The following is a 21762-nucleotide window of genomic DNA, read 5'->3' on the forward strand; positions in this document are numbered from 1 at the left end:
GCGTCAGGCCCCGTCGACGCCGCCGGTCCGGGGGAGGACGAGGGCGGCGAGCTCGGAGTCCCGCAACGACGCCAGCCGCTCGGGGTCGACGACGCCCCCGGGCGCGGTGCCGTACTGGACCAGCCCCGCCTCCCGTGCGAACACCGCGAGGACGCCGTCGAGCACACCGGCCGGCAGCGTCCACTCGAGGGCCGAGAGGACACGTGAGCCCCGCTCCACCCCGAGGGCCGAAGCCCGTTCCTCGGCGGCGGCGAGCACCTCGTCGACCGTCATCCCCAGCAGGGCCGGGGTCGAACCCGGCACCGGTGACCACGGGACGAAGTCGTCGGGCTGGATGCGGATCTCCGAGGTGTAGTCCACGGCGTCATCGTCCTGCCCGCCTCCGGACATCCCCAGCGCGTCGAGACCGACCTTCGCGATCGTCGTCGCCGCTCCCCGGTGCGCCTCGACCGCCGTCGCCGGCACGAAGGCGACCGCCGCCTCCTCGTCCCCCAACCCGTCCCCACCGGTCGCCGCCACCACGTGCGCACCGCACCACCAGCTGCCCAACAGCACACCCAGCGTCTGCCAGTGCGCCGGCAACGCGACCACCACCGGTGTCCCCGGCTCCACGTCGCACTCGTCACGCAGCCAGTTCGCGGTCTTGGCCGCCCAGTTCGCCGCCGTCGCCACCGACAGCTCCACCCGGTAACCCCCGGGCCCGTCGTAGTAGGTGAGCATCGGCCGGCTGGGGTTGCGGGCGAGCAGCGGGCGCAACAGGTGATCGGTGACGCTCATACCGGCAAGCCTAGTGTCCGCCGCCGTCGACCCGGCCCCTGCTCCGAGCGGCGGACCCCGGGCGGTGCCGGCACGGGACGGACGGCCCCTGGCCCGAGAGGTGACGACCGGGCGAACGCCGGGGGCGGCTCAGTTCACGCAGGTCAGGCCCTCGGCGGTGATCGGGTCCTCGTCCGTCGGCGCACCAGCGGCCAGCGAGGACGCCTCCGCAGGTCGAGAGGGGCCGCCGGCCGCGGCCGGGCCGGCGCTCGGCGCGCCGGTCTCCTGGGCTTCGGACGGCGCTCCCGGCGCGGGTGTCCCGGGCCCGGACGACCGGGCGGGCGCGGGCGGGTCCTCCACGCCGTCGAGGAGGCCGGCGACGAAGTCGCGCACCTGGGTCGGGTCCACCGTGATGATGCTCTGACCCCGGTCGTTGCGGGCGCCGACCCCGGTGACGGGGATGGTGGTGAACTGGATGGCGCCGCTGGCGATGCCCTCCAGCTGTCGGGCGAAGCCCACGAGGTCCAGGTCCTCGTCGAGGACCACCGAGTCCCGGGTCGCGGCCAACAGGGCCTGGAGCTTGCCCGGATCGGTGAGGGTGCCGGTGGACAGCACCTTGTTCGCCAGGGCTGCGAGGAAGACCTGCTGCCGGACGATCCGGTCCAGGTCGCCTCGCGGCAGGTTCTTGCGTTGCCGGACGAACGCGAGCGCGTCGCCGCCGGAGATGACCTGCGCGCCCCTGGTGAAGCTGGCGCCGGAGTCGGTGTCGCTGGTGGCCTGGTTCAGGCAGACCTCGACGCCGCCGATCGCCTCCGTGAACAGGTAGAAACCGTACAGGTTCACCTCGGCGTAGTGGTCGATGTGCGCGCCCGTCAGGTCCTGGACCGCCCGGACGAGCGCCAACCGGCCCGCGTGGTCGGACTCCCGTTCGATCCGGGACCGGTCCGTGACGCCCTGGGCGGCCAACTCGTTCGCCTTCCGCGCCTTCACCAGCCCGAAGGCGCCGTTGATCTTCTCCTCGGTGCCGAGCGCCGACACCGGAACCGAGGTGTCCCGGGGAATGGACACGGCGTGCGCGGCGCTTCCGTCGTCGGGGATCCGCAGCAGGATGATGGTGTCGGTGTTCAGGCCGGCGTTGGCCTCGGTGCGCAGCTCCCGGAGCACCGACTCCGGCAGGGGGCGGCCCTGCGCGTCGGTCCTGCTGTCGTTGCCCACCAGCAGGATGTCGGTGGCGAGATCGGCCGCGTCGGGCGGTGGTGGAGCGTTCCTCTCGGCCTCCACGGGCGCCCGCCGCAGGTCCGCCAGGACGCTCGTGGTGCTCAGGTCCTCCTGGATGCGGTCGACCATGACCCAGGCGACCCCGGTCACGACCAGGGCGGTGACCGAGACGAGGATCGTCAGCGAGCGGCCACCGGCGACCAGCACCCGCCGGGCCCGACCACGTCCTCGACCACCTGGCACCACCCGGACCCGCCCGGTGGCGGGTGGGGGCGTGGGCTCCCCGGACCCGCTCGCCGCCACTCCCTCCGGCGGGTCGGTCGCCGATGTCCGCCGGCCCGGCTCCCCCTCGTCGGCCACCTGTTCCCCCTACTGTCGCCGAGCTGGCGCGGGATCGCGCCCTCACCGGTCCTGTCCCTCGCTGTCCCCCGGGCGTTACCGGCCGTGGTCACGCCCCGAGCGTTTCCCCCACGCTCATAGTGCGCATCACCGGCCCGCGCCGCCACCGTGCGGAACCCGACGGGACGAGGAGGGTGGTCAGTTGACGCAGGGAACCGTGCTCGCGGTGATGTCGCCGCCCTCGTCCGTCGCGGTGGCGTTCGGTTGGACCGCCCCGGGGTCGACGGCACCCGGACCGGGCTCCGCGCCCTCCGCCAACTCCCCACCGGAGTAGTCCAGCCCCAGCAGCACCGAGACGGACCCGGCTGGCAGGTTCGCGTCCGGCTCGATGGACACGCCACCGAGTTCCTCGGCCACGAGCTCCGCGTTGGCCTCCTCGCCCGGCGCGTGCCTGACCACCGTGGTCTCGCGCAGTTCCGCGTTCCCGGTCACGCCCTCGGTGAAACCCGCCGTCGTCAGCCGCTCCATCACCTGCCCGGCCAGGCCGGTCACCTGCGCCGCGTTGTGCACGCCGACCGTGACCGCCGCCCTGTCCGCGTCGGCGGCCTCCTCGGAACCGCCGTCCTCCGAGGAACCGGCGGTCAGCGACCGCATGTACTCCTGGACGGCCACCGGGTCAACCTCGATGTAGTTCCCGACGTGACCGACCGGGATGGTCTCGAACGCCATGTTCCCCCCGGCCATGTCCTGCATGTGCATGGCGAAACCCGGGACGTCGAGGCCGTCGTCGAGGACGACGGACCGCTGCACGGCGGACACCAGGTTGTTCAGCTTCGCCGGGTTCGTCAGGGTGTCGGTGGACAACAGCTTGTTCGCCAGCCCGGCGAGGAACACCTGCTGCCGCACCACCCGGTCGAGGTCACCTCGGGGCAGGCCGTAGCGCTGGCGCACGAAGGCCAGCGCGTCGCCCCCGGAGATGGTCTGCTCACCCGCCTCGAAGTCGGCGCCGGATTTCGGTTCGCTCACCGCGGAGTTGAGGCAGACGGTGACGCCGCCGATGGCGTCGGTGATCTCGAAGAAGCCGAGCAGGTTCACCTCGGCGTAGTGGTCGATCTCGACGCCGGTGAACTCCTCGATGGTCTCGATGAGCAACTTGCGCCCCTCGGCGGAGGACTCCTGGTGGAGCTGTTGGGGATCGGTGACCCCCTGCGCGGCGAGGGTCGCCTCCGCCGCGCGTTTCCCCCGGCCGAACGCGGAATTGACCTTGTAGGAGCCGTGGCCGGGGATGTTGACCAGGCTGTCCCGCGGAATCGACACCGCCGTCGCGCTCTCCCCACCCACCGGGACGCGCACCAGGATGAGGGTGTCGGTCAGCTCACCGTCGTTGTCGGACGCCCGCAGCTCCGCGAGGACCTCCTCCGGCAGGGGGTTGCCCTCCGCGTCGGTGCGGCTGTCCATGCCCACCAGCAGCATGTCCATGCCCCCGTCGAGCGGGCTCGGCCCGTCCGGGGTGATCGGCGCGCGGTCGCGGTCGCCGAAGACGTTCGTCGTCGTCATCCCGGACCCGAGGCTGCCCAGCGTCGCCCACGCGTAGCCGGTTCCGCCGATGACGATCGCCGAGCAGAGGGCCACCACGCTCTTCGCGGTGGCCAGCGCGGCCCGCCCGGCCCGGCTCGGGCGCACCCGGCCCCGGCCGCGCCGAGCTCGGTCGCGCTCGGCCGAGGCCCTGGCCGCGCCGCCCACCGCCCCGATCGGCTCGGTGAGCGCACCACCGCCGACGCCCACCTGGGTCGGCGCGGAGGAAAGGTCGTCATCAAGGTCGCCCGCGGCGACCCGCCGCAGCTCAGAGGGTGTACGACCAGGCTGGGGAGGCGTCGGACCGCCTCTGCGGCGGCGGGATGCCCCTCCCGGATCGGGCGGCATATCCTCCACGCGTGAACTCCTCCCCGCAGGAGCGCACGTTGCCGCGTGCGCGCCGGCACTGCCCCGACTGACCGTTGGTACCCGGCCCCGAACAAGGCTAATCCCGTGTTGGGCTGAACGGGTGTCACCTCGCTACATGTTTGACGTTTTCGAGATCCTCGAGGTTCACTCCCGACCCGAACCGCCCGTGACAGACTGTCCGGGCCGGGCGCCGCCCGGTCGGTGCGCACGCCCTTCCCCCGTGTGTCGGCGTGTCGGTCACCCTCGACGTGACGTCGTCGGCCCCCCACGAAGGAGGAAGTGTGATGCGAGTCCTAGTGACCGGTGGAGCGGGCTTCATCGGCTCCCACTACGTCCGGTCCCTGCTCGCTGGCGCGTACCCGGCCCTGGCGGACGCCGAGGTCGTGGTCCTCGACAAGCTCACCTACGCGGCGAGCGTCGACAACCTGGCCCCCGTGGCGTCCGACCCGAGGTTCCGCCTGGTCGAGGGCGACATCTGTGACCCGGAGACGGTGAACCCGCTGATGCGCGGAACCGACCTCCTCGTGCACTTCGCCGCCGAATCACACGTGGACCGCTCGATCGACGGCGCCTCCGACTTCGTCGTCACGAACGTCCTGGGCACGCAGGTCCTGCTCCAGGCCGCGTTGGAGGCCGAGGTCGGCCGGGTCGTCCACGTCTCCACCGACGAGGTCTACGGCTCGATCGCGGAGGGGTCCTGGGACGAGGGCCACGTCCTCGAACCCAACTCGCCCTACTCGGCGTCCAAGGCCGCCTCCGACCTGCTCGCGCGCGCCTACCACCGCACCCACGGGCTCCCGGTCTCCATCACCCGCTGTTCGAACAACTACGGTCCGTACCAGTTCCCGGAGAAGCTCATCCCGCTGTTCGTCACGCGGCTTCTCGACGGGGGCACGGTGCCCCTGTACGGGGACGGCGGGAACGTCCGCGACTGGTTGCACGTGGACGACCACTGCCGGGGCATCCAACTGGTCGCGGAGGGCGGCCGTCCCGGGGAGATCTACAACATCGGGGGCGGGACCGAACTGACCAACCGCGAGCTGACCGGCCGGCTGCTCACGGCTCTCGGCGCCGACTGGTCCTCGGTGGAACCGGTGGCCGACCGGAAGGGACACGACCGGCGGTACTCCGTCGACATCGGCAAGATCCAGGCGGAACTCGGCTACGCCCCGAAGGTGCCCTTCGACGAGGGCCTGGCGGGCACGATCGCCTGGTACCGGGACAACCGCGCCTGGTGGGAGCCGCTGAAGCGGCGCGCCGCGCTGGTGAGGAGCTGACGGACATGCCAGAACTCGCCCTGCTGGTGCCGGGAGGCCACGGGCAGCTCGGCCGCGACCTCGCCAGATTGGCGCCCGCCCACCTCGGCGACGCGGGGTTCGCGCACGCGCCGGGGTCCGCCGAGTTGGACATCACCGACGCCGACACCGTCCGGGACGCCGTCGGGGCGCTGGCCGAGGCGGCTCGGAACTCCGGTGTCGTGCCGGTGGTGGTGAACGCGGCCGCCTACACGGCGGTGGACGCCGCGGAGGAGGACGAGGCCCGGGCCCACGAGATCAACGCGGCCGGGGCGGCGGCGCTGGCGGCGGCGTGCGCGGCGGAGGCCGTGCCGCTGGTCCACGTCTCCACGGACTACGTCTTCGCGGGTGATGGCGACCGGCCGTACGAGCCGAGCGACCCGCCCGCTCCCCGCTCGGCGTACGGAAGGACGAAGCTCGCCGGCGAGCGGGCGGTGCTGGGTGGCACCGACCGGTCATGGGTGGTGCGCACCGCCTGGGTGTACGGGGCTGGTGGCGGCAACTTCGTCCGGACGATGGCCAGGTTGGAACGGCAGCGCGACACGCTGAGCGTCGTGTCCGACCAGGTGGGTTCGCCGACCTGGTCGGCCGATCTGGCCGCCGGACTGCTGCGGCTGGCGTCGGTGGTGGCCGCCGGCCGACCGCCGGAGAACAGGGTGCTGCACTGCACCAACACGGGCGTGACGAGCTGGTTCGAGTTCGCCAGGGCGGTCTTCGTCGAACTCGGCGCCGATCCGGAGCGGGTCCGCCCCTGCGGAACCGAGGACTTCCCCCGCCCGGCGCCCCGCCCGGCCTACTCGGTGCTGTCCCCACGGCGGTGGGAGGACGAGGGGTTGGGAGCGCTCCGCCCCTGGCGGGAGGCGTTGGCGGCGGCCTTCGCCGAGCAGGGTGAGGAACTGCGGAACTGAGCCCGGGACCTCGGGGAGGAACGCGGCCCGCTACCAGGGCGCGCCTCCCCGGGCGAGCGTGCCGAGGCCCCCGCCGGAACCCGCCCTGCCCGTCCTTCCCTCTTGGGGCGGGCGTGCCCCGGAATCCCGGCGGGAAGGGGTGAGCGTCCCCCGGGGGAGTGGCAGCCGTGGTCCCCACGGCCCGGCCAGAGGTGCCGCCCGTTGGCCGTGCTGATCGTCCTCGGTTGGCCGCCCTGTCCCCATCAGGAACTCCTCGGCTGGCCGCCCTGTCCCCATCAGGGAGTTGTCCACAGCGGTCGGTGCGGGTGGAGGCGCACGTCACCGGCCCGCCGATAGGCTTGCCGCGGGGCTGCTCCCCCGGGTGGGTGGGGGTGTGCTCCGGCTACCTCGCCGACAGGACACGGCTGCTCCCCCGGGTGGACGTGCGGGCACCACCCGACACCGAGGATGAGCGGAACAGGCGACCCGGTCGTCCCGTCGCCGCCGGGTCCCCCATGAGGGGCACGGCCGCCCCGCCCCCCAACGGCGTCCCGCCCCCCAACGGTCGTTGCGCAACACGGTCTAACGCGGATGTGGCGCCGGGGTGCGTGGGGGAGGACGGGGTGCTTTCGGCTCCGGCTGGGGGTGGTCGGGTGGCGTGGGTGGCTCGGGAGGATGTGGCCCGGTTGGCGGTGGAGGTGTTGGTGGACGAGCCGCGCCCCGGGAGCCCGGACCGCCCACGGCGGCTCCGCCTCAGCCAGCCGCCCTGCGGTAGGCCGCCGCCGTCGCCTCGGCGCACCGGCGCCAACTGAAGTCGGCGGCGTGGTCCCGGCGCGCGGTCAACGTCGCCGTGTCGCTGGGGCTGTCCAACGCCTGGACCAGGGCCGCCCCGAGCGCCTCCACGTCGCCCACCGGGGCGAGGACGGCCTGCCCACCCGCCACCTCGCGCAGTGCGGGCACATCGGAGCAGACCACCGGCACCCCACAGGCCAGCGCCTCCAACACCGGAAGACCGAAGCCCTCGTTCCGGGACGGCAGCACCAGCGCCGAGGCGCCGGCCACCACCCTCCGCAGGTCCACTTCCGGCAGGTAGCCGGTCCTGATCACCCGGTCGGTCGACCCTGGCGGGTCCGCGGCGGCCGGGCCGGCGATCACCAACGGCGGCAGCTCCGGGCGCGCCGCGTGGGCGGCCAGCAGCGTGCTCAGACCCTTCCTCGGGCCGTCCGCGCCCACGAACAGGAGGTACTCCTTGGGGATGCCCAACGCGGACCGGAGGGCGGAGGTCGGGTGGCGGGCGGCGAACCAGGCCGCGTCCACGCCCAACGGCGTCACCACGATCCGTTCCTGGGGCACCCCCAGCCGTTCCGTGACCACCTCGGCCACCGCCGAGGTCGGGGTGCACACCACCGCCGCCCGGCCAGCGGAGCGCCGCACCAGTTCGGGCAGGTCCCGTTCCCCGGCCGGCAGTTCCTCGGGGGAGTCCAGGAAGTCCAGGTCGTGCACGGTGAGCACACCCCGCGCGAAGATCGTGGGTGCCAGGACGAAGTTCGTCGCGTGCAGCACCGCCGCGCGGCCGGCCAGCAGCTCCACCGGAGGCGCCGAAGTGCGGAGCCAGGCCGCCCGCAGGGCACGCGCCGGCACGGGAAGACCACGGGCCCGGACCCCGTGCGGCAGGACACCGCGCAGGGTCCGCCAACCGCGCAGCGTGAACGCGAGAGCGGTCACGTCCATGCCCGGCATCGACGCCAGTTCCTCGGCCAACGCGGCCGTGTACCGGCCGATCCCGGTGCGGGCACCCAGCAGCGGCGTCCCGTCCAGCAGAATCCTCAGCTTGCGCCCGGAACCGTCAGCGTCGACCACGCACCGTCTCCTTCACCAGCCTGCGTAACCTGCCGGCCGCCCTGCGGGCGACCTCGCCGGGACCACCGAGGTCGAGGTACTCCCGGATCAGACCAAGATCATGCCTCAGTTGGCCGCCGGCCCCTCGCGGCTGCTCGCGCACCAAGGGAGCCGACCCGCCCAGCCGGTCCACCGCCGGCCGGGGGTCGCGGCAGAACTCCAGCAGCGGGCGCAGGGTCGCGTCCCAGGTGAACCGCTCGCGCACCTCCGCGATCCGCGTCCGGCAGGACTCGGCGAACGCCTCGTCGTAGAGCACCCGGCGCAGGGCGGCGGCCAGCGCGTCGACATCCTCGGCCGGCACGACCACCCCGAGCCGTTCCCGCCGCACGAGGTCCGCGAACGAGTCCCCGTCGGTGGTGATGATCGGCAGACCCGCCCACAGGTAGTCCAAGACCCTGGTGCGGAACGCGAACGTCGTCTCGACGTGGTCGAAGTGCGTGGTGACCCCGCAGTCGGCGTCCAGCAGCCAGTTGTGCCGCTCGTGGTAGGGCACCCAGGTCTCGTTGAAGAAGACGTGCGAACCGACCAGGCCCAGCCGGTCGGCGAGCTGGCGGGTCTGCCCGGCCATGCCCATCTCGGGCACGTCCGGGTTGGGGTGCTGCATGCCGAGGAAGAACAACCGGACGCCGTCCTCCTCCCGGCGCAGTTTGTCGATGGCCTGGACGAGGGTCAACGGGTCGAACCAGCTGTACACGCCGCCGGCCCACAGCACGACCCGGTCCCGTTGGCCGATGCCGGGCACCACGTCCCGGATCGCCGGCGCGGTGCGCCGTGGTCGGGCCGCCGGCAGTCCGAAGGGGACGACGGACAGCAGGGACCGCACGGTGGGGTCGGAGTCGTACATCCCGGGGCTGAGCCGGCCCAGGGAGGCCAGGTGCCCGAGCCAGAAGTGCCGCTGCCGCTCCGAGGCGCAGAGGAAGAAGTCCCCGCGCATCAGCTGGGTGTTCAACACCCGGGTCACCCCGTCGAGGTCGCGGGCGCGACGTTCGTCGTCGACGTCCTTGCCCTGCTCCAGGTACTCCAGGTGCATCGGGTCGTAGACGTCGCAGACCACGATCTTGCCCGAGGAGGGGTCCTTCAGCTCGGGCGCCATCTCCATGATGTGGCCCTGCACCACCACGATGTCGGACCACGCGATGTGCGTGCCCAGGTCCCTCGGCCTGGCGTGCACCACCGGGAAACCCGCCTCCGGCGGCTCGTGGTGGTTGTTGACGCTGACCAACCTGACCTCGTGCTCGGTGGACAGCGCCTCGGCCATGTGCCAGGCGCGGATCGCCGGGCCCGCCATCCGTTCGGCGATCGCGTCACCGGTGACGACCAGCACCCGCCGGGGGCGTCCGAACGCCTCGTCCAGTCCGAAGGCCCGCACCAGGGTCTCGTGGGCGGCCAGGTAGCGGGGGAGCGGGTAGGCCGGCTCCAGCGCCTTGCGCATCAGCGGAACGATGTCGCCGTCCGAGCGGACCCGCGACTCCTGCTCCACCTTCCTGGACTCGGCCAGCTGGGGCAGCAGTTCGACGAACTGGTCGATCGCCAGGAAACCGGCCAGCGCCTCCCGCGACACCGGGACGGGCTCGGCGTCGGCACCCCGGTCCGCCGGGCGGCGGGTGATCTCCAGCTGGGTGGGGTCGATGTCCCCCCGTGCCGTCGACCGGCGCACCGCGAGGGCGAGCGCCGCCGGCAGCACCTTCGCCAGCGTCTCGTCCTCCAGGTTCTTGTAGAGCGTCGCCAGGGCGTTGCGTTCCAACAGGTAGTACTCACGGGACGAGTCGACCGAACCCATCGAGCCGTGGTGCCGGTGGTAGGTCACCGACGTCGGTTCGTACCGCACCCGCCAGCCGCGCAGGTTCAGCCGCCAGCCGAGGTCCACGTCCTCGTAGAACATGAAGTAGCGCTCGTCGAAGCCACCGAGAGCGGCGAACAGCTCGGTGCGCACGAACAGCGCCGAACCGGTTCCGAAGAGCACGTCCCTGGCGACCTCGTGGCTGCCGTCGTCACGTTGACCGGCGTGCCGCTTGTACCCCATCCCGAACCAGGTGAGGCCGCCGTCGACGAAGTCGATCAGCTCGCCGCCCCAGTCGAGCACCTTGCTGGCGACCGCGCCGACCGTGGGCTCCGCGCGGAACACGGCGACCGCGGCCCGCACCCACTCCGCGTCCGGGCGGGCGTCGTTGTTGAGGAACGCGAGCACCTGGCCACTGGCCTGGCGGGCGCCGAGGTTGCAGCCGCCGGCGAAACCGAGGTTCTCCGGAGACTCGACCAGGGTGACGTCGGGCATCTCGTCCCGGAGCCGTTCCACGCTGCCGTCGCCGGAGGCGTTGTCGACGCAGATGATCTCCAGGCGGTCGGCCGGGTAGTCCAGGTCGTCCCGCAGCGACCGGAGGCAGGTGATCGTGTCCTTGACCCCCCGGTAGTTCACCACCACCACGGAAACTGTCGGCAGGCCCCCGGAACTCGGCTCGGGCACGTCGCTCCCCCTCAGCTTCTCCTCGGGCCGGTCGGCGACCAGCCGCGTCTAAGCCTGCCCTATCCGCTTCGCGCCGGGGGGCGGACCCGGGGGAACCGCCGCCCCCCGCCACCATGATCGCCCTGCGGAGTCCCGTGGCAACCTTCTGTGAGGAAAACGCCCCCGGTGGCCGGCCGCGCTGTCTACGCTTCCGTCAGGGTGTCAGGTCCAGGTGAGGAGTGGACGGTGGCGGAGATCAGCAGAGGCCGGAAGATCGTGGCCGGGGTCGTCCTCGGGGTGGTCGGCCTGACCCTGTTCGCCCTCGTGTTCCCGTTCACGACCACCCTGCACACCTGGGGCGGGACCAAGGCGGACGACAGGCCGGTGGTGGACGCGGGAACCGCCGAGGTGACGAGCTGCCGGAGCACCGGGCCCATCAGCCTGGAGGGCGGCATCGGGCCGGCCGACGTGTGCACCGCGGAGATCCACTGGTCGGACGGCCGGGTGGAGCACCGTGAGGCCTACCCCCGGCAGCTGACCCGGGAGGACCTGGGCACCGAGGTCCCGGTGGAGGAGGTCCAGATCGTGGCGGGTGGCGGATGGAAGCTCGCCGTCTTCCGGACGGACCGCTCCGGAGCCCCCGTCCCGCCGCCGATCTCTATCGCCGCCTACGCCCTGGCGAACCTGCTCGTCCTCGCCGTGACCGTCGGCGTCCTGGTGCGCCTCGGGTTCCTGCCGCGTCCGGAGCGGGAGGGTGAGCAGGAGCGGAACGGCGGGGGGAGCCCCCCGAACCCCAGGTTCGGACCGCACTGGGGCAGCAGCGGCCGACCGGGGAGCCAGGGCGGACCACCCGCTCCCCCCGCCAGCCACCTACCGCCCCACCAGCAGCGAGGCACCACCGGACAGGGAGACTGAGGACACGTGCAGCCCGACACCAGCGCCGCCGACGCCATGTTGCGCGGCTTCCAGGAACAGATGCAGGCCAAGCTGCGCCAGGCCGACCAGTTGCAGGCCGCCGCCAGGGAGGCGCGCGTCAGCGAACGCAGCCGGGACGGCGCCGTCTCGGTGACGGTCGACAGCAACGGGGGCATGACCGCCCTCGACCTGACGCCGGCCGCGATGACCCGGCGCCCCGAGGAGCTGTCCGCGCAGATCCTCGACACCCTCCGCCGGGCGCAGGCCCGGATCGCCGACCAGATGCGGGAGGCGCTGGCCCCGATCCTCGGCGAGGACAGCGAGTCGCTGAACGCGGTGATGGGCGGCTACCAGGAGCGGTTCCCCCAGCTCGACGACGAGGACACCGGGGGAGCAGCCCGGAGCTCGGACGACCCCCAGGACCCGGACGACCCGGACGGCGGCGCCAGCTGGCGCAACGACAGGGGGTGGTGACGGATGGACGGGTTCCACGTCTACCCCGAGCAGATGCGGCAGCACGCCGCCCGGCTCGACGGGGTGGTCCAGCAGATCGGGGTCGCGCAGGACGCCGCCACCCACGCCTCGATCAGCGGCACCACCGCGTACGGGCTGCTGTGCAGTCCCATCATGCTGCCCCTGATGGGCAGCATCGAGGCCCTCGGCCACGGCGCGATCGCCGCCGCCGGCGAAACGGTCAGCGCGACCAGCACCGCCATCACCGCCTCCGCGGACACCTACGAGCTGTTGGAGGAGGGCGTGAGCCGCCTCTTCGCCCAGATCGCCGAGCGACTGGAAGGACCGTCGACGCCATGACGAACCCGCTGATCGCCCCCGACTACAGCGGGGGTGACAAGCTCGACGCGGTCGTGATGGTGGAGGCCGCCGGCGACGCGGTGACCGCCGTCCAGAACGGCGACTGGCTCGAGGCCGGGGTGAACATCGGCGCGGCCGGCCTGGACGCGCTGGCAGTGGTCGCCGACCCTTTCGGCACGCTGCTCACCTCCGCCTTCGCCTGGTTCATCGAACACGTGCCGCCGCTGCCCGACTTGCTGAACTGCCTGGCCGGCAACCCCGACGTGGTGCACACCAACGCGGCCACCTGGGGCAACGTGGCCGACTCGCTCGGGCAGTCCTCCCAGGACATGGGCGACATCGTCCGCGCCGACACCGAGGGCTGGGAGGGGCCGGCGGTGGAGGCCTACCGCCCCGTCGCGATGGGCCAGGCCGCCGCCATCCAGGCCGCCTCGATCGCCGCCAACGGGGTCGGAGTCGCGTTGACGGCGGGGGCCACGGTGGTGTCGGTGGTGCGCACCATCGTGCGGGACCTCATCGCCGAGGCGATGAGCGAGCTCGTGCAGTGGCTCATCCGGGCGGCGGCCGCCGCCGGACTGACCCTGGGCCTCGCCACCCCGGTCCTCGTGGCCGACGGGATCCGGCTGGTGATGAAGTGGGCCAACAAGGTCCAGGACTGGATCCAGAAGGCCGTGCTGAGCATCACCGGGCTCAGCAAGCACGTCGCGAAGCTCGGTGACGTCCTCACCGACGTGGCCCAGACCCTCGCCATCGCCGTGCCGAAGAACCTCGCCGTGTACTCCACCCAGGTCGACGACAAGCCCTTCGCGACCGGGGAGAGCTCGGCCTGACCCGGGGCCGTCCCGGCGGCCAACCGCCGGGCGTTCCCCGCCCCCGCGCGCCGACCGCGCGGAGGTCGGGGCGAGACGGCCCGGTTGCCCACGTGGCGGGTGAGGTGGCCCAGGCGGGGTGCGGTTCCCCGTCGGGCCTCGGGGTCCACCCGAGTGACCAGGCGGCGGGGGATGACCGGTCGTGGCAGCACTTCCGGTCGTGGGAGTACTTCGCGGTGTGGGCCGAGCGGGTTCCTGCTCCCCGCCGGCCGGCGCCGCTCGCGCCGGTGCTCCGGGGCCGGCCGCTGAGGTCGGACGCCGAGGACCCGGGCCGCTAGGCGAGGTGATCGGGGAGGTTCGGTCCCGTCCCGACCCTGGTCGAGGAGGTGGGCCACGTTGGGCCACGTCGCATCCCTCCCCGCCGTCGTCGGGCGGGGGCTACGACGTCCCGGGGGCGGGTGCCGTCACCAGGCCAGGCCGCGCTGCCGGTGCTCCGCTCGCCTGGTCGTCGTCGGTGCGGCCATCACCGCGGAGTCGGGCCGGCGGGCCGGCGCGGCGGGGGCGGCGCGCTCCTCGTCACGAGCGGGGCGGTCCACCCGCTGGCACGGCGACCAGGGGCGGTGCGGGCGGCGCCGCTCACCGCTCGTCCCGGCCAGCCCAGCTACGCCACACCGCCGTCCGGTCCAGCACGGCCCGGCGGCCGAGTTCCCGCCGGAACCGCAGCGCCTCGGGTGTCCGCTCCAGCGTCTCGCCGAGCACGCCGAGGCGGAGCCCCACCCGGAAGTTCGCGGCGTCCGGCGTTGGTCGTCCCAGCCGGCGTCGGAGGGGGAGCGCCGCGGTGATCGCGGTGAACCGCAGCACCTCCCGGAGCGCGACCGGCAGCGGCGCGCAGCGCACCAGCGTCACGAGGCGGTTCCGTTCGTTCCACCGGTGGAAACGGGGGGAGCCCGGGGCGCTGCTCGCACCGTGCGCGTGGCGCACCCCGGCGGCGGGGGCGAGCAGTACCCGCCAGCCCCCGAGCCGCAGCCGCCACGCGGTGTCGGTGTCCTCGTAGTAGCAGAAGTAGGACTCGGGCACGCCGCCGAGCGCGCGCAGCGGCTCGGTGCGCACCAGGGCGGCGCCCCCGCAGAAGGAGAACACCTCCACGGGTTCGGCGGTGCCGTCCACCCCGGTGGTCGCACCGAGATCGCGTCCGTGGCCGTCGGGGGTCAACCCGACGCCGGCCGACTGCACGGTGCCGTCCTCCGCGCGCAACAGCGAACTGACCGCCCCTGCCCCCGGGTCGGCGTCGGCGGCGTCCTCCAGGGCCGCGAGCCAGTCGCGTGCGGGGACGGCGTCGTCGTTCAGCCACACCATGAACTCGGTGCGGACCCGGCGCAGCGCGGCGGCCATCCCCCCGGCGTACCCGGAGTTGGCCGGTAGCCGCAGCACCTCCGGGGCGGTCGGGTGCGCCCTCAGCAGGTCGGCCGTGCCGTCGTCCGAAGCGTTGTCGACCACCAGCAGCCGGTGCGGCCGGGTCTGTGCCGCCAGCGCGTCCAGGCAGTGTTCGAGGTGGTCCCTCGCCCGCCAGGTCACGATGACGACGGTGCTGCGAGCCGATGTGGTCCCGGGGTCGGCCGTGTCCATGACCGACCAACCTACCCACGGGGCCGGGGCCGGTGGCGGCCGGCGGTCCCGGCTCCGGATCGTCCGGTCCCGGCGAAACGCCGCGGGGTTCGTGGCAGTGTTGGCGGGTGCCGCTCCTCGTTGTGCTCACCGAACAGCTGCTCGCTCCCGTCCCGGGTGGGACGGGCCGCTACACCCGGGAACTCGCCGCCGCGCTCGCCGGGACGGCGCCCCCGGGGTGGGATGTCGCCGGGGTCGTCGCGAAGCACGCCGACCCGGACGCCGCCGTGATCCCCGGGCTGATCGGACCGAAGTCGTTGCCCTACCCGAGGCGGGTGCTCTCCGCGTTGTGGGAACGCGGGATCCCGGTCTGGCCCGGAGGTGACTCGGTGCACGCGCCCACCCCGTTCGCCCCGCCGTCCGTGCCACGGGGGCGGGGGCTGGTGGTCACGGTGCACGACACCGTGCCGTGGACCCACCCCGAGACGCTGACCCGTCGGGGCGCGGCCTGGCACCGGCGGATGGTGGGTCGCGCCGCCCGCCGTGCCTCCGCGCTGGTGACCCCGACCGCGGCCGTGGCGGCGGAACTCGCCAGGCACCTCGACGCCGACCGGCAACGGTCCGGGGCGGGCACGATCGGCGCCACCGGCCCCCGGACCCACGTGGTCGGCGAGGGCGTCTCGGACGCGTTGCGCCGTCCGTTGACCGACGAGTTCCAGCAGCGGGTGGGCCGGAAGTTGAGACTGCCAGACCGGTACGTCCTCGCCGTGGGCACCGTGGAGCCCCGGAAGGGCATCGACGTCCTCATCCGGGCGATGGCCGGTGCCAGGGGCCCGGATCTCCCCCTGGTCCTGGTCGGAGCCAGCGGCTGGGGCGGGGTCGACCCCCGGCGGCTGGCCGAGGAGCACGGGCTCGCCCGCGATCGGCTGCGGGTGCTGGGGCGGATCGAGGACACCGAGCTGTCCGCCGTCCTCCGGCAGGCGACGGTCCTCGCGGCACCGAGCCGGGCCGAGGGTTTCGGGTTACCGGTCCTGGAGGCGATGGCCGTCGGCGTTCCAGTGGTGCACACCGACGTGCCCGCGCTCGTCGAGGTCGCGGGCGGGGCGGGTCTGGTGGTGCGGCGGGGGGACCCGGACACCCTGGCCGGGGCGCTGCGCGCCGTGGCCTCCGACTCCGGGCGGGCCCAGGCGATGATCCGCGCGGGTCTGCGCCGGGCCGAGCACTACGACTGGGAACGCGCGGCGCGGGCGCTCTGGCGGATCCACCTCGACGCGGTCGGCTGACGCCAGCCGACCGCGGCCAGGAGTGGTTCAGCCGGAGGTCTCCCGGTCCGCGCGGGCGCGCTCGCCGATCACCACCAACTCGTCGGCCTCCTCCGATGTCAGGGGAACGTCCAACACGTCGCGGAAGTACCCGGGGAGTTCGTCGGGCCCCAGGACGACCACCTCGTCCGGGGAATCGGGGCGGGACACCGTCAGGTCCAGGCCGGAGAGGCTGTGCGCCGTCTCCTCCCCGCCGCGCGAGCCGAACAGGGTTCGGCGGAACGGCGAGGTCGGGTGGGTCGCCGCGAAGTGGTTCTGCACCACGTAGTCCACGCGGTAGTGGGGTTCCAGGGTGAAGCCGTAGAGGTCCTGCCAGTCCTCGCCGCGCGCCAACTGGAGTGCCCAGGTCCCGTCCTCCTCCCGTGCGAGGCGGTGTCGCCACCCGGCCCCCTGCCGAACCTCGGCTCCCGACACCAGGGGTGTCGGTTCCAGCACGCCCTGCTCGCCGACGCTGACGTCCGCCAACCACATCCGCTCCTCGGCCTCGACGAGGAGGGCGGCGTGCGCGGCGGGCCGCACGTTCCGGGAACCGAGCCGGATTCGGGTGCTCACTCCGGACACCCGGTAGCCGAGGCGCTCCAAGGCGGCGGCGAGCAGGACGTTCTGCTCGAAGCAGTAGCCGCCACGACGGCGCCGGACCAGTTTGTCCTGGAGGGAGGCCGTGTCCAGTCGGACACCCCCACCTGAGAGGAGGCCCAGGTTCTCGAACGGGACGGTGGTGGCGTGGGCGCGGTGCACCGCGCGCAGCGTGTCGGCGTTGGGGGCGCGGTCGCCGTCGTAGCCGATGCGGGCGAGGTAGGCGTCCAGGTCGAGATCGGCGGAAGCCCACCCCCGCGCGGTCTCCGGTGCCGTGTCGAGTTCCGGACCGACCAGCGGATCGTGGGCGAGGGTGGTCGTGCTGTCCTGTTCGGTCGTCGTCATGCCACCATCGTTCAACCTGAACGATTGTTGAGGTCAAGGTCCTCGGGTCGACCGTGCGGACACCTCGGACCACCACGGTCCGGCGGCCCGCCACCGTGCCCCGCCCGGCCGTCCCCAGGCGGGTCGACGGGAAGGGGAACGGCCACGGAGCGCGGGAACCCGGGCACGGGAGGCGAGCGCGGACCCGTCGCCGAGGCGCGTGGACGTGGGGCTGCCCACTGCCGGCCGCCGATTCGGCCAAAGGCGCCGGATCGCGTGTGAAGCGGCCGTAGGCTTCAGTGGTGCGGTCTGCCGAACCCAGCGTCCTGATCGACGCCACCGCTGTGCCCACCGACCGAGGTGGAGTGGGCCGGTACGTGGACTCGTTGATCGCTGGCCTTGACGCCGCCGGGGCCCAGCTCAGCGTCGTCTGCCAACCTCGTGACGCCGAGCTGTACACCAGGACCGCGCCGTCCTCCCGGGTCGTTCCGGCCTCGGAGTCGGTGGCGACCAGGACGGCGCGCCTCAGCTGGGAACAGCTCACCCTGCCCCGGCTCGTCCGACGACTGGGCGTCCGGGTGCTGCACTCACCCCACTACACGATGCCGCTGGCCAACCCGGTGGCCAGCGTGGTCACCCTGCACGACGCGACCTTCTTCACCGACCCCGCGTTGCACTCGTCGGTCAAGGCCGGGTTCTTCCGGGGGTGGATCCGCGCGTCCCTGGCCCGCGCCACGCTGTGCGTCACCCCCAGCGACGCGACGACCAGCGAACTCGTCCGGTTGCTCGGCGCCAGGCGCAGCGCCATGTCGGTGGTGCCGCACGGCGTCGACACCAACCGGTTCCACCCGCCGACCCCGGAGGAGGTCGCCGAGGTTCGCCAGCTGCTGGGTCTGCGGGACGCGCCCTACGTCGCCTTCCTCGGCGCGCTGGAACCCCGGAAGAACGTGCCCTCGCTGATCCGGGGGTTCGCGAAGGCGTGCCAGGGACGGGAGGACCCGCCCACGCTGGTGTTGGCCGGTCAACCGGGCTGGGACGGTCAGGTCGAACGAGCCCTGGACTCGGTTCCCCACCGTGTGCGGGTGATCCGGCCCGGCTACCTCCCGTTCCGGAACCTCGCCGGGTTCCTGGGCGGCGCGGAACTGGTCGCCTACCCGAGCCTCGGGGAAGGCTTCGGCCTGCCGGTGTTGGAGGCGATGGCCTGCGGGGCCTGCGTCCTGACCACCCAGCGCCTCAGCCTCCCCGAGGTCGGCGGCGACGCGGTCGCCTACTGCGGGGTGGGGGCGGCGGACATCGCCCAGGCGATCACCGAGCTCCTGGACCAGCCACGGCGGCGCGCCGAGCTGAGCACCGCCGCGCTCACCCGGTCCAAGGAGTTCTCCTGGGCGGGGTGCGCCGCCGGGCACCTGGAGGCCTTCGCGCGGGCTGACTGGATCCACCGGCGCGGCCGTTGACCGTCTCCGACACGCCCCGCTCGCCGGCCGCGACACGCCGTTCGCGCCGCGGGAGCGCCAGCTGGACCGAGGACGCGGGGGGCCGGTGGCGCACGAGCGGTCCACGGCAGAATGGTCCGCCGTGACCTCGTCGAGTGCGCAGAGCCGGAAACCAGCGACCTACGGCGACGATGTCGCCGTCGTCACCGTCACCTACTCACCAGGGGAGACGATCGACCGCTTCCTGGACACCCTGGTCACCGCGACAGAACGCACCCCGAAGGTCGTCCTCGCCGACAACGGGTCCACCGACGGCGCCCCAGAACGGGCGGCCGAACGACCGAACGTCGAACTCGCCCCCACCGGGGGCAACCTCGGGTACGGGCGGGCGGCCAACCACGGTGTCGAGCGCCTCGGGGACGAGGTCGGCTGGGTCGTCGTCGCCAACCCCGATCTGGAGTGGACGCCGGGAAGCCTCGACGTGCTGTTGGCCGCCGCCGAGCGGTGGCCGCGCGGCGGGGCCTTCGGCCCGCTGATCCGGGAGCCCGCCGGCGACGTCTACCCGTCCGCGCGCCTCCTGCCCTCCCTGGGGCGCGGCGTCGGGCACGCCGTCCTCGGGAAGGTCTGGAGCGACAACCCGTGGTCCAGGGCCTACCGGCAGTCCGACACCGCCGTCGTCGAGCGGACCGCTGGCTGGCTCTCCGGGTCCTGCCAGCTCTTCCGCCGGGAGGCCTTCGACTCGGTCGGTGGCTTCGACCCCCGCTACTTCATGTACTTCGAGGACGTGGACCTGGGCGATCGGCTGGCACGGGCCGGCTGGCTCAACGTGTACGTGCCCAGCGCCGAGGTCATGCACGTCGGGGGAGCGTCCACCTCGACGGCGTCGGAACGGATGCTCGCGGCCCACCACCGCAGCGCCTACCGGTACCTCAGCGACCGGCACCAGGGGCCCGCCTGGGCTCCGCTGCGGTTCGCCCTGCGCACCGGCCTGAACGCCCGCTACCGCTGGGAGCTGCGCGGCTCCCGACGCACCGGGGGCTGACCCGGAGGTGGAGCGCGGTGACGGGGCACGGCACCGTCACCCCGGGCCGACGAGTGGCCGCACCCCGCCTCCGGCCGACCGGGACCCCGGCGTCCTCATCCGGAGGTGGCGCCCCGCCCAGCCCGTTCGACGCACCGGGCCCGAGTTCGTCCGGCGCCAGGGCCAGGAGGGCGGGTTGCCGCCGGCACGCGCGCGGGCCGGCGGCCGGCGCCGCGCCCGACCCGTGACGGCCAGTCGCGCCCGGTGGAGCGGGCGCTGGCCTGGGGAACGCGCCTGGGAGGCCTAGAACTGCTGGTTGTGCCAGGGCGGGGTGGTGCTCTCGGCCTGCTGGTGCCCGCCACCGCCCGGCCCCGGGTGCGGGGCCTGCTGACCACCCGGCGACGGCGGGGGCTGGTGCGGGGGCCGTTGCTGGGGCGCGGTCATGCCGTGCCCACCGGTCTGCTGCGCGGGCGGCTGCGGCCGGCCGGGGCCACCCGGACCCGGCTGCTGTCCGTGCTGACCGGGCTGGCCCATCCCGGGATGACCGGGGGCGGTGGGGGCCGGGCGCTGGTCCGGCCGGAGGACCACGGTGCTCTCCGCGTCGGCGAGTTTCCGGCCCGGGTCCGCCGCCGAGACCACCCGGCGGGGGATCTGCACGGTGCTGGCGGCGTCCATCGGTGAGGTGGCGTCATCGGGGGTCACGACGAATGAGCCGCGCGCCCTGGCACGCGCCAGGGCCGCGTCAGCACGGTTTCGGGGGTCCATCGGTGACCTCTCCTGACGTTGCCGCGGAGCCGCGGGGGCCGACGCGAGCGGTGTTCGGTGGGCGGCTGGAGACCTACTCGCGGTGTGTGACCGCGGCGCCTCGGTGGGTCCACTGCCCGCGCGCTTGGTCGCTCATGCCAGAGTAGGCCCTCCGACGTGGTTTCGATAGATCAGGAGGAGCGTCGCATGTCGGTGAGTCCAGCCGAGCCACCGGCGACTGAGTCCGGATCGCGACGAGCACTGCGCGACGTCGACGCGGTTGTGCTGGTCGGAGGCAAGGGTACCCGGTTGCGGCCCCTGACCCTCTCCGCACCCAAGCCCATGCTGCCCACCGCCGGCGTGCCGTTCCTCACCCACCTGCTCTGCCGGATCAGGGCCGCCGGGGTGACGAGAGTGGTGCTGGGGACCTCGTACAAGGCGGAGGTGTTCGAGCGGCACTTCGGCGACGGGTCGGCCCTCGGGCTCGACCTGCGGTACGTGGTGGAGGACCGTCCGCTGGACACGGCGGGCGCGATCCGCAACGCGGCCGCCGGCCTGACCGCCCGCGACGTGCTGGTGTTCAACGGGGACATCCTCTCCGGGGTGGACCCGGCCGCCGTCGTCGACACGCACCGCTCCTCGGGAGCGCACGCCACCCTGCACCTGGTCCGGGTGAAGGACCCCCGCAGGTTCGGCAGCGTCCCCACCGACGAGACGGGGCGGGTCCTCGCCTTCCTGGAGAAGACCGACGACCCACCGACCGACCAGATCAACGCCGGCTGCTACGTCTTCCGCCGCGAGGTCGTCGACGACATCCCGGCCGGACGGCCGGTGTCGGTCGAACGGGAGACCTTCCCCGGCCTCCTGGAGTCCGGAGCTCGGCTCCAGGGCCACGTCGACACGTCCTACTGGCTCGACCTCGGCACCCCCGCCGCGTTCGTCCGAGGCTCCGCCGACCTCGTCCGGGGTGTCGTGCACTCCCCGGCCCTCCCCCGCCCCGCCGGCCCAGCCATCGTGCTCGACGGCGCGAGGGTCGCCGACGACGCGAAGGTGCACGGGGGCACCGCCGTGGGCGAGGGGGCCGAGGTGGGTTCCGGCGCCACCGTCGAGGGGTCCGTGCTGTTCTCCGGTGCCGTGGTCGGCAAGGGCGCCGAGGTCCGGCGGTGCGTCGTCGGCGCGCGCGCCGTCATCGGGGCCGGGGCGGTCATCGAGGATTCCGTGATCGGCGACGACGCGGTCGTCGGCGAGAACTGCGAGCTGGTCGGCGGCGCCCGCGTGTGGCCCGGAGTGGAGCTGCCCTCCAACGGCATCCGGTTCTCGGCGGACGTGTGAACCGCGAGTCCGGGACGCGGTCGCGCGCGGCGGCCCGCCCGCCCGCCGGACACCCCCGGACACCCCTCACCCGGTCCTGGACCCCGG

18 protein-coding genes are annotated in these 21762 nt (G+C 73.6%); 10 read left to right on the forward strand and 8 right to left on the reverse strand.

Annotated features, from left to right (window positions below):
* Positions 1–3 precede the first annotated feature (3 nt).
* The 3 genes from G443_RS19805 to G443_RS19815 form a co-directional block, all read right to left on the reverse strand.
* Positions 4–777 (reverse strand): TIGR03089 family protein, encoded by a 774-nt coding sequence (locus G443_RS19805; RefSeq protein ID WP_026419333.1) that lies wholly within the window; start codon positions 775–777, stop codon positions 4–6.
* Between the two features lie 129 nt (positions 778–906).
* The gene (locus tag G443_RS19810; RefSeq protein WP_245588853.1) at positions 907–2334 is read right to left on the reverse strand and encodes an LCP family protein; all 1428 of its coding nucleotides are present in this window, start codon (positions 2332–2334) and stop codon (positions 907–909) included.
* 177 nt (positions 2335–2511) lie between these two features.
* Entirely contained in the window at positions 2512–4098 is a 1587-nt protein-coding gene (locus G443_RS19815; RefSeq protein WP_245588852.1) for an LCP family protein, read from the reverse strand.
* A 443-nt stretch (positions 4099–4541) separates the two neighbouring features.
* On the opposite strand from G443_RS19815, the gene rfbB reads away from it, so the two are divergent.
* Both rfbB and rfbD read left to right on the forward strand, forming a co-directional pair.
* Positions 4542–5534 carry a dTDP-glucose 4,6-dehydratase gene (gene rfbB / locus G443_RS19820; protein WP_026419331.1) on the forward strand — a complete coding sequence of 331 codons (993 nt, stop codon included), beginning with the start codon at positions 4542–4544 and terminating at the stop codon, positions 5532–5534.
* Positions 5535–5539: 5 nt separating this feature from the next.
* The gene (gene rfbD / locus G443_RS19825; protein WP_026419330.1) at positions 5540–6460 is read left to right on the forward strand and encodes a dTDP-4-dehydrorhamnose reductase; all 921 of its coding nucleotides are present in this window, start codon (positions 5540–5542) and stop codon (positions 6458–6460) included.
* Between the two features lie 732 nt (positions 6461–7192).
* Here rfbD and G443_RS19830 read toward each other — a convergent pair.
* Together G443_RS19830 and G443_RS19835 are read right to left on the reverse strand one after the other, a co-directional pair.
* Complete coding sequence (locus G443_RS19830) at positions 7193–8299, reverse strand: glycosyltransferase family 4 protein (RefSeq protein WP_026419329.1); 1107 nt, start codon at positions 8297–8299, stop codon at positions 7193–7195.
* Positions 8286–10802, reverse strand: coding sequence for a glycosyltransferase (locus tag G443_RS19835; protein WP_026419328.1), 2517 nt, complete (start codon positions 10800–10802; stop codon positions 8286–8288). The genes G443_RS19830 and G443_RS19835 overlap by 14 nt, the downstream gene beginning before the upstream one ends.
* Positions 10803–11000: 198 nt before the next feature.
* Between G443_RS19835 and G443_RS19840 the strand changes: the two genes are divergently transcribed.
* The 4 genes from G443_RS19840 to G443_RS19855 are packed head-to-tail and all read left to right on the forward strand — an operon-like array spanning position 11001 to position 13339.
* Positions 11001–11696: a DUF6346 domain-containing protein gene (locus tag G443_RS19840; RefSeq protein WP_155886189.1), complete on the forward strand. Its 696-nt coding sequence runs from the start codon at positions 11001–11003 to the stop codon at positions 11694–11696.
* Between the two features lie 6 nt (positions 11697–11702).
* Positions 11703–12170, forward strand: a complete 468-nt coding sequence (locus tag G443_RS19845; protein ID WP_051314091.1) for a YbaB/EbfC family nucleoid-associated protein — start codon at positions 11703–11705, stop codon at positions 12168–12170.
* Between the two features lie 3 nt (positions 12171–12173).
* Positions 12174–12509 (forward strand): type VII secretion target, encoded by a 336-nt coding sequence (locus tag G443_RS19850; protein ID WP_026419326.1) that lies wholly within the window; start codon positions 12174–12176, stop codon positions 12507–12509.
* Positions 12506–13339, forward strand: coding sequence for a hypothetical protein (locus G443_RS19855; RefSeq protein WP_026419325.1), 834 nt, complete (start codon positions 12506–12508; stop codon positions 13337–13339). Before G443_RS19850 ends, G443_RS19855 begins: the two co-directional genes overlap by 4 nt.
* Before the next feature lie 615 nt (positions 13340–13954).
* On the opposite strand, the gene G443_RS19860 is transcribed toward G443_RS19855, so the two are convergent.
* Positions 13955–14944 carry a glycosyltransferase family 2 protein gene (locus G443_RS19860; RefSeq protein ID WP_026419323.1) on the reverse strand — a complete coding sequence of 330 codons (990 nt, stop codon included), beginning with the start codon at positions 14942–14944 and terminating at the stop codon, positions 13955–13957.
* A 107-nt stretch (positions 14945–15051) separates the two neighbouring features.
* Between G443_RS19860 and G443_RS19865 the strand changes: the two genes are divergently transcribed.
* Positions 15052–16206 carry a glycosyltransferase family 4 protein gene (locus G443_RS19865; protein ID WP_026419322.1) on the forward strand — a complete coding sequence of 385 codons (1155 nt, stop codon included), beginning with the start codon at positions 15052–15054 and terminating at the stop codon, positions 16204–16206.
* A gap of 27 nt (positions 16207–16233) precedes the next feature.
* On the opposite strand, the gene G443_RS19870 is transcribed toward G443_RS19865, so the two are convergent.
* Positions 16234–17166 carry an arylamine N-acetyltransferase family protein gene (locus G443_RS19870; protein WP_051314090.1) on the reverse strand — a complete coding sequence of 311 codons (933 nt, stop codon included), beginning with the start codon at positions 17164–17166 and terminating at the stop codon, positions 16234–16236.
* A 281-nt stretch (positions 17167–17447) separates the two neighbouring features.
* On the opposite strand from G443_RS19870, the gene G443_RS19875 reads away from it, so the two are divergent.
* Positions 17448–18599, forward strand: a complete 1152-nt coding sequence (locus G443_RS19875; protein ID WP_026419320.1) for a glycosyltransferase family 4 protein — start codon at positions 17448–17450, stop codon at positions 18597–18599.
* Between the two features lie 121 nt (positions 18600–18720).
* The gene (locus G443_RS19880; RefSeq protein ID WP_026419319.1) at positions 18721–19620 is read left to right on the forward strand and encodes a glycosyltransferase family 2 protein; all 900 of its coding nucleotides are present in this window, start codon (positions 18721–18723) and stop codon (positions 19618–19620) included.
* 282 nt (positions 19621–19902) lie between these two features.
* Here the strand turns inward: G443_RS19880 and G443_RS19885 are convergent, their stop codons facing one another.
* Positions 19903–20364, reverse strand: a complete 462-nt coding sequence (locus G443_RS19885) for a hypothetical protein (protein ID WP_035292470.1) — start codon at positions 20362–20364, stop codon at positions 19903–19905.
* A 186-nt stretch (positions 20365–20550) separates the two neighbouring features.
* Here G443_RS19885 and manB point away from each other — a divergent pair, with 186 nt between their 5' ends.
* Positions 20551–21675, forward strand: coding sequence for a mannose-1-phosphate guanylyltransferase (gene manB, locus G443_RS19890; RefSeq protein WP_051314089.1), 1125 nt, complete (start codon positions 20551–20553; stop codon positions 21673–21675).
* The last annotated feature ends 87 nt before the right edge of the window (positions 21676–21762 follow it).

The sequence above is a fragment of the Actinoalloteichus caeruleus DSM 43889 genome (assembly GCF_000429185.2).
In the GTDB taxonomy this organism is placed as follows: domain Bacteria; phylum Actinomycetota; class Actinomycetes; order Mycobacteriales; family Pseudonocardiaceae; genus Actinoalloteichus_B; species Actinoalloteichus_B caeruleus.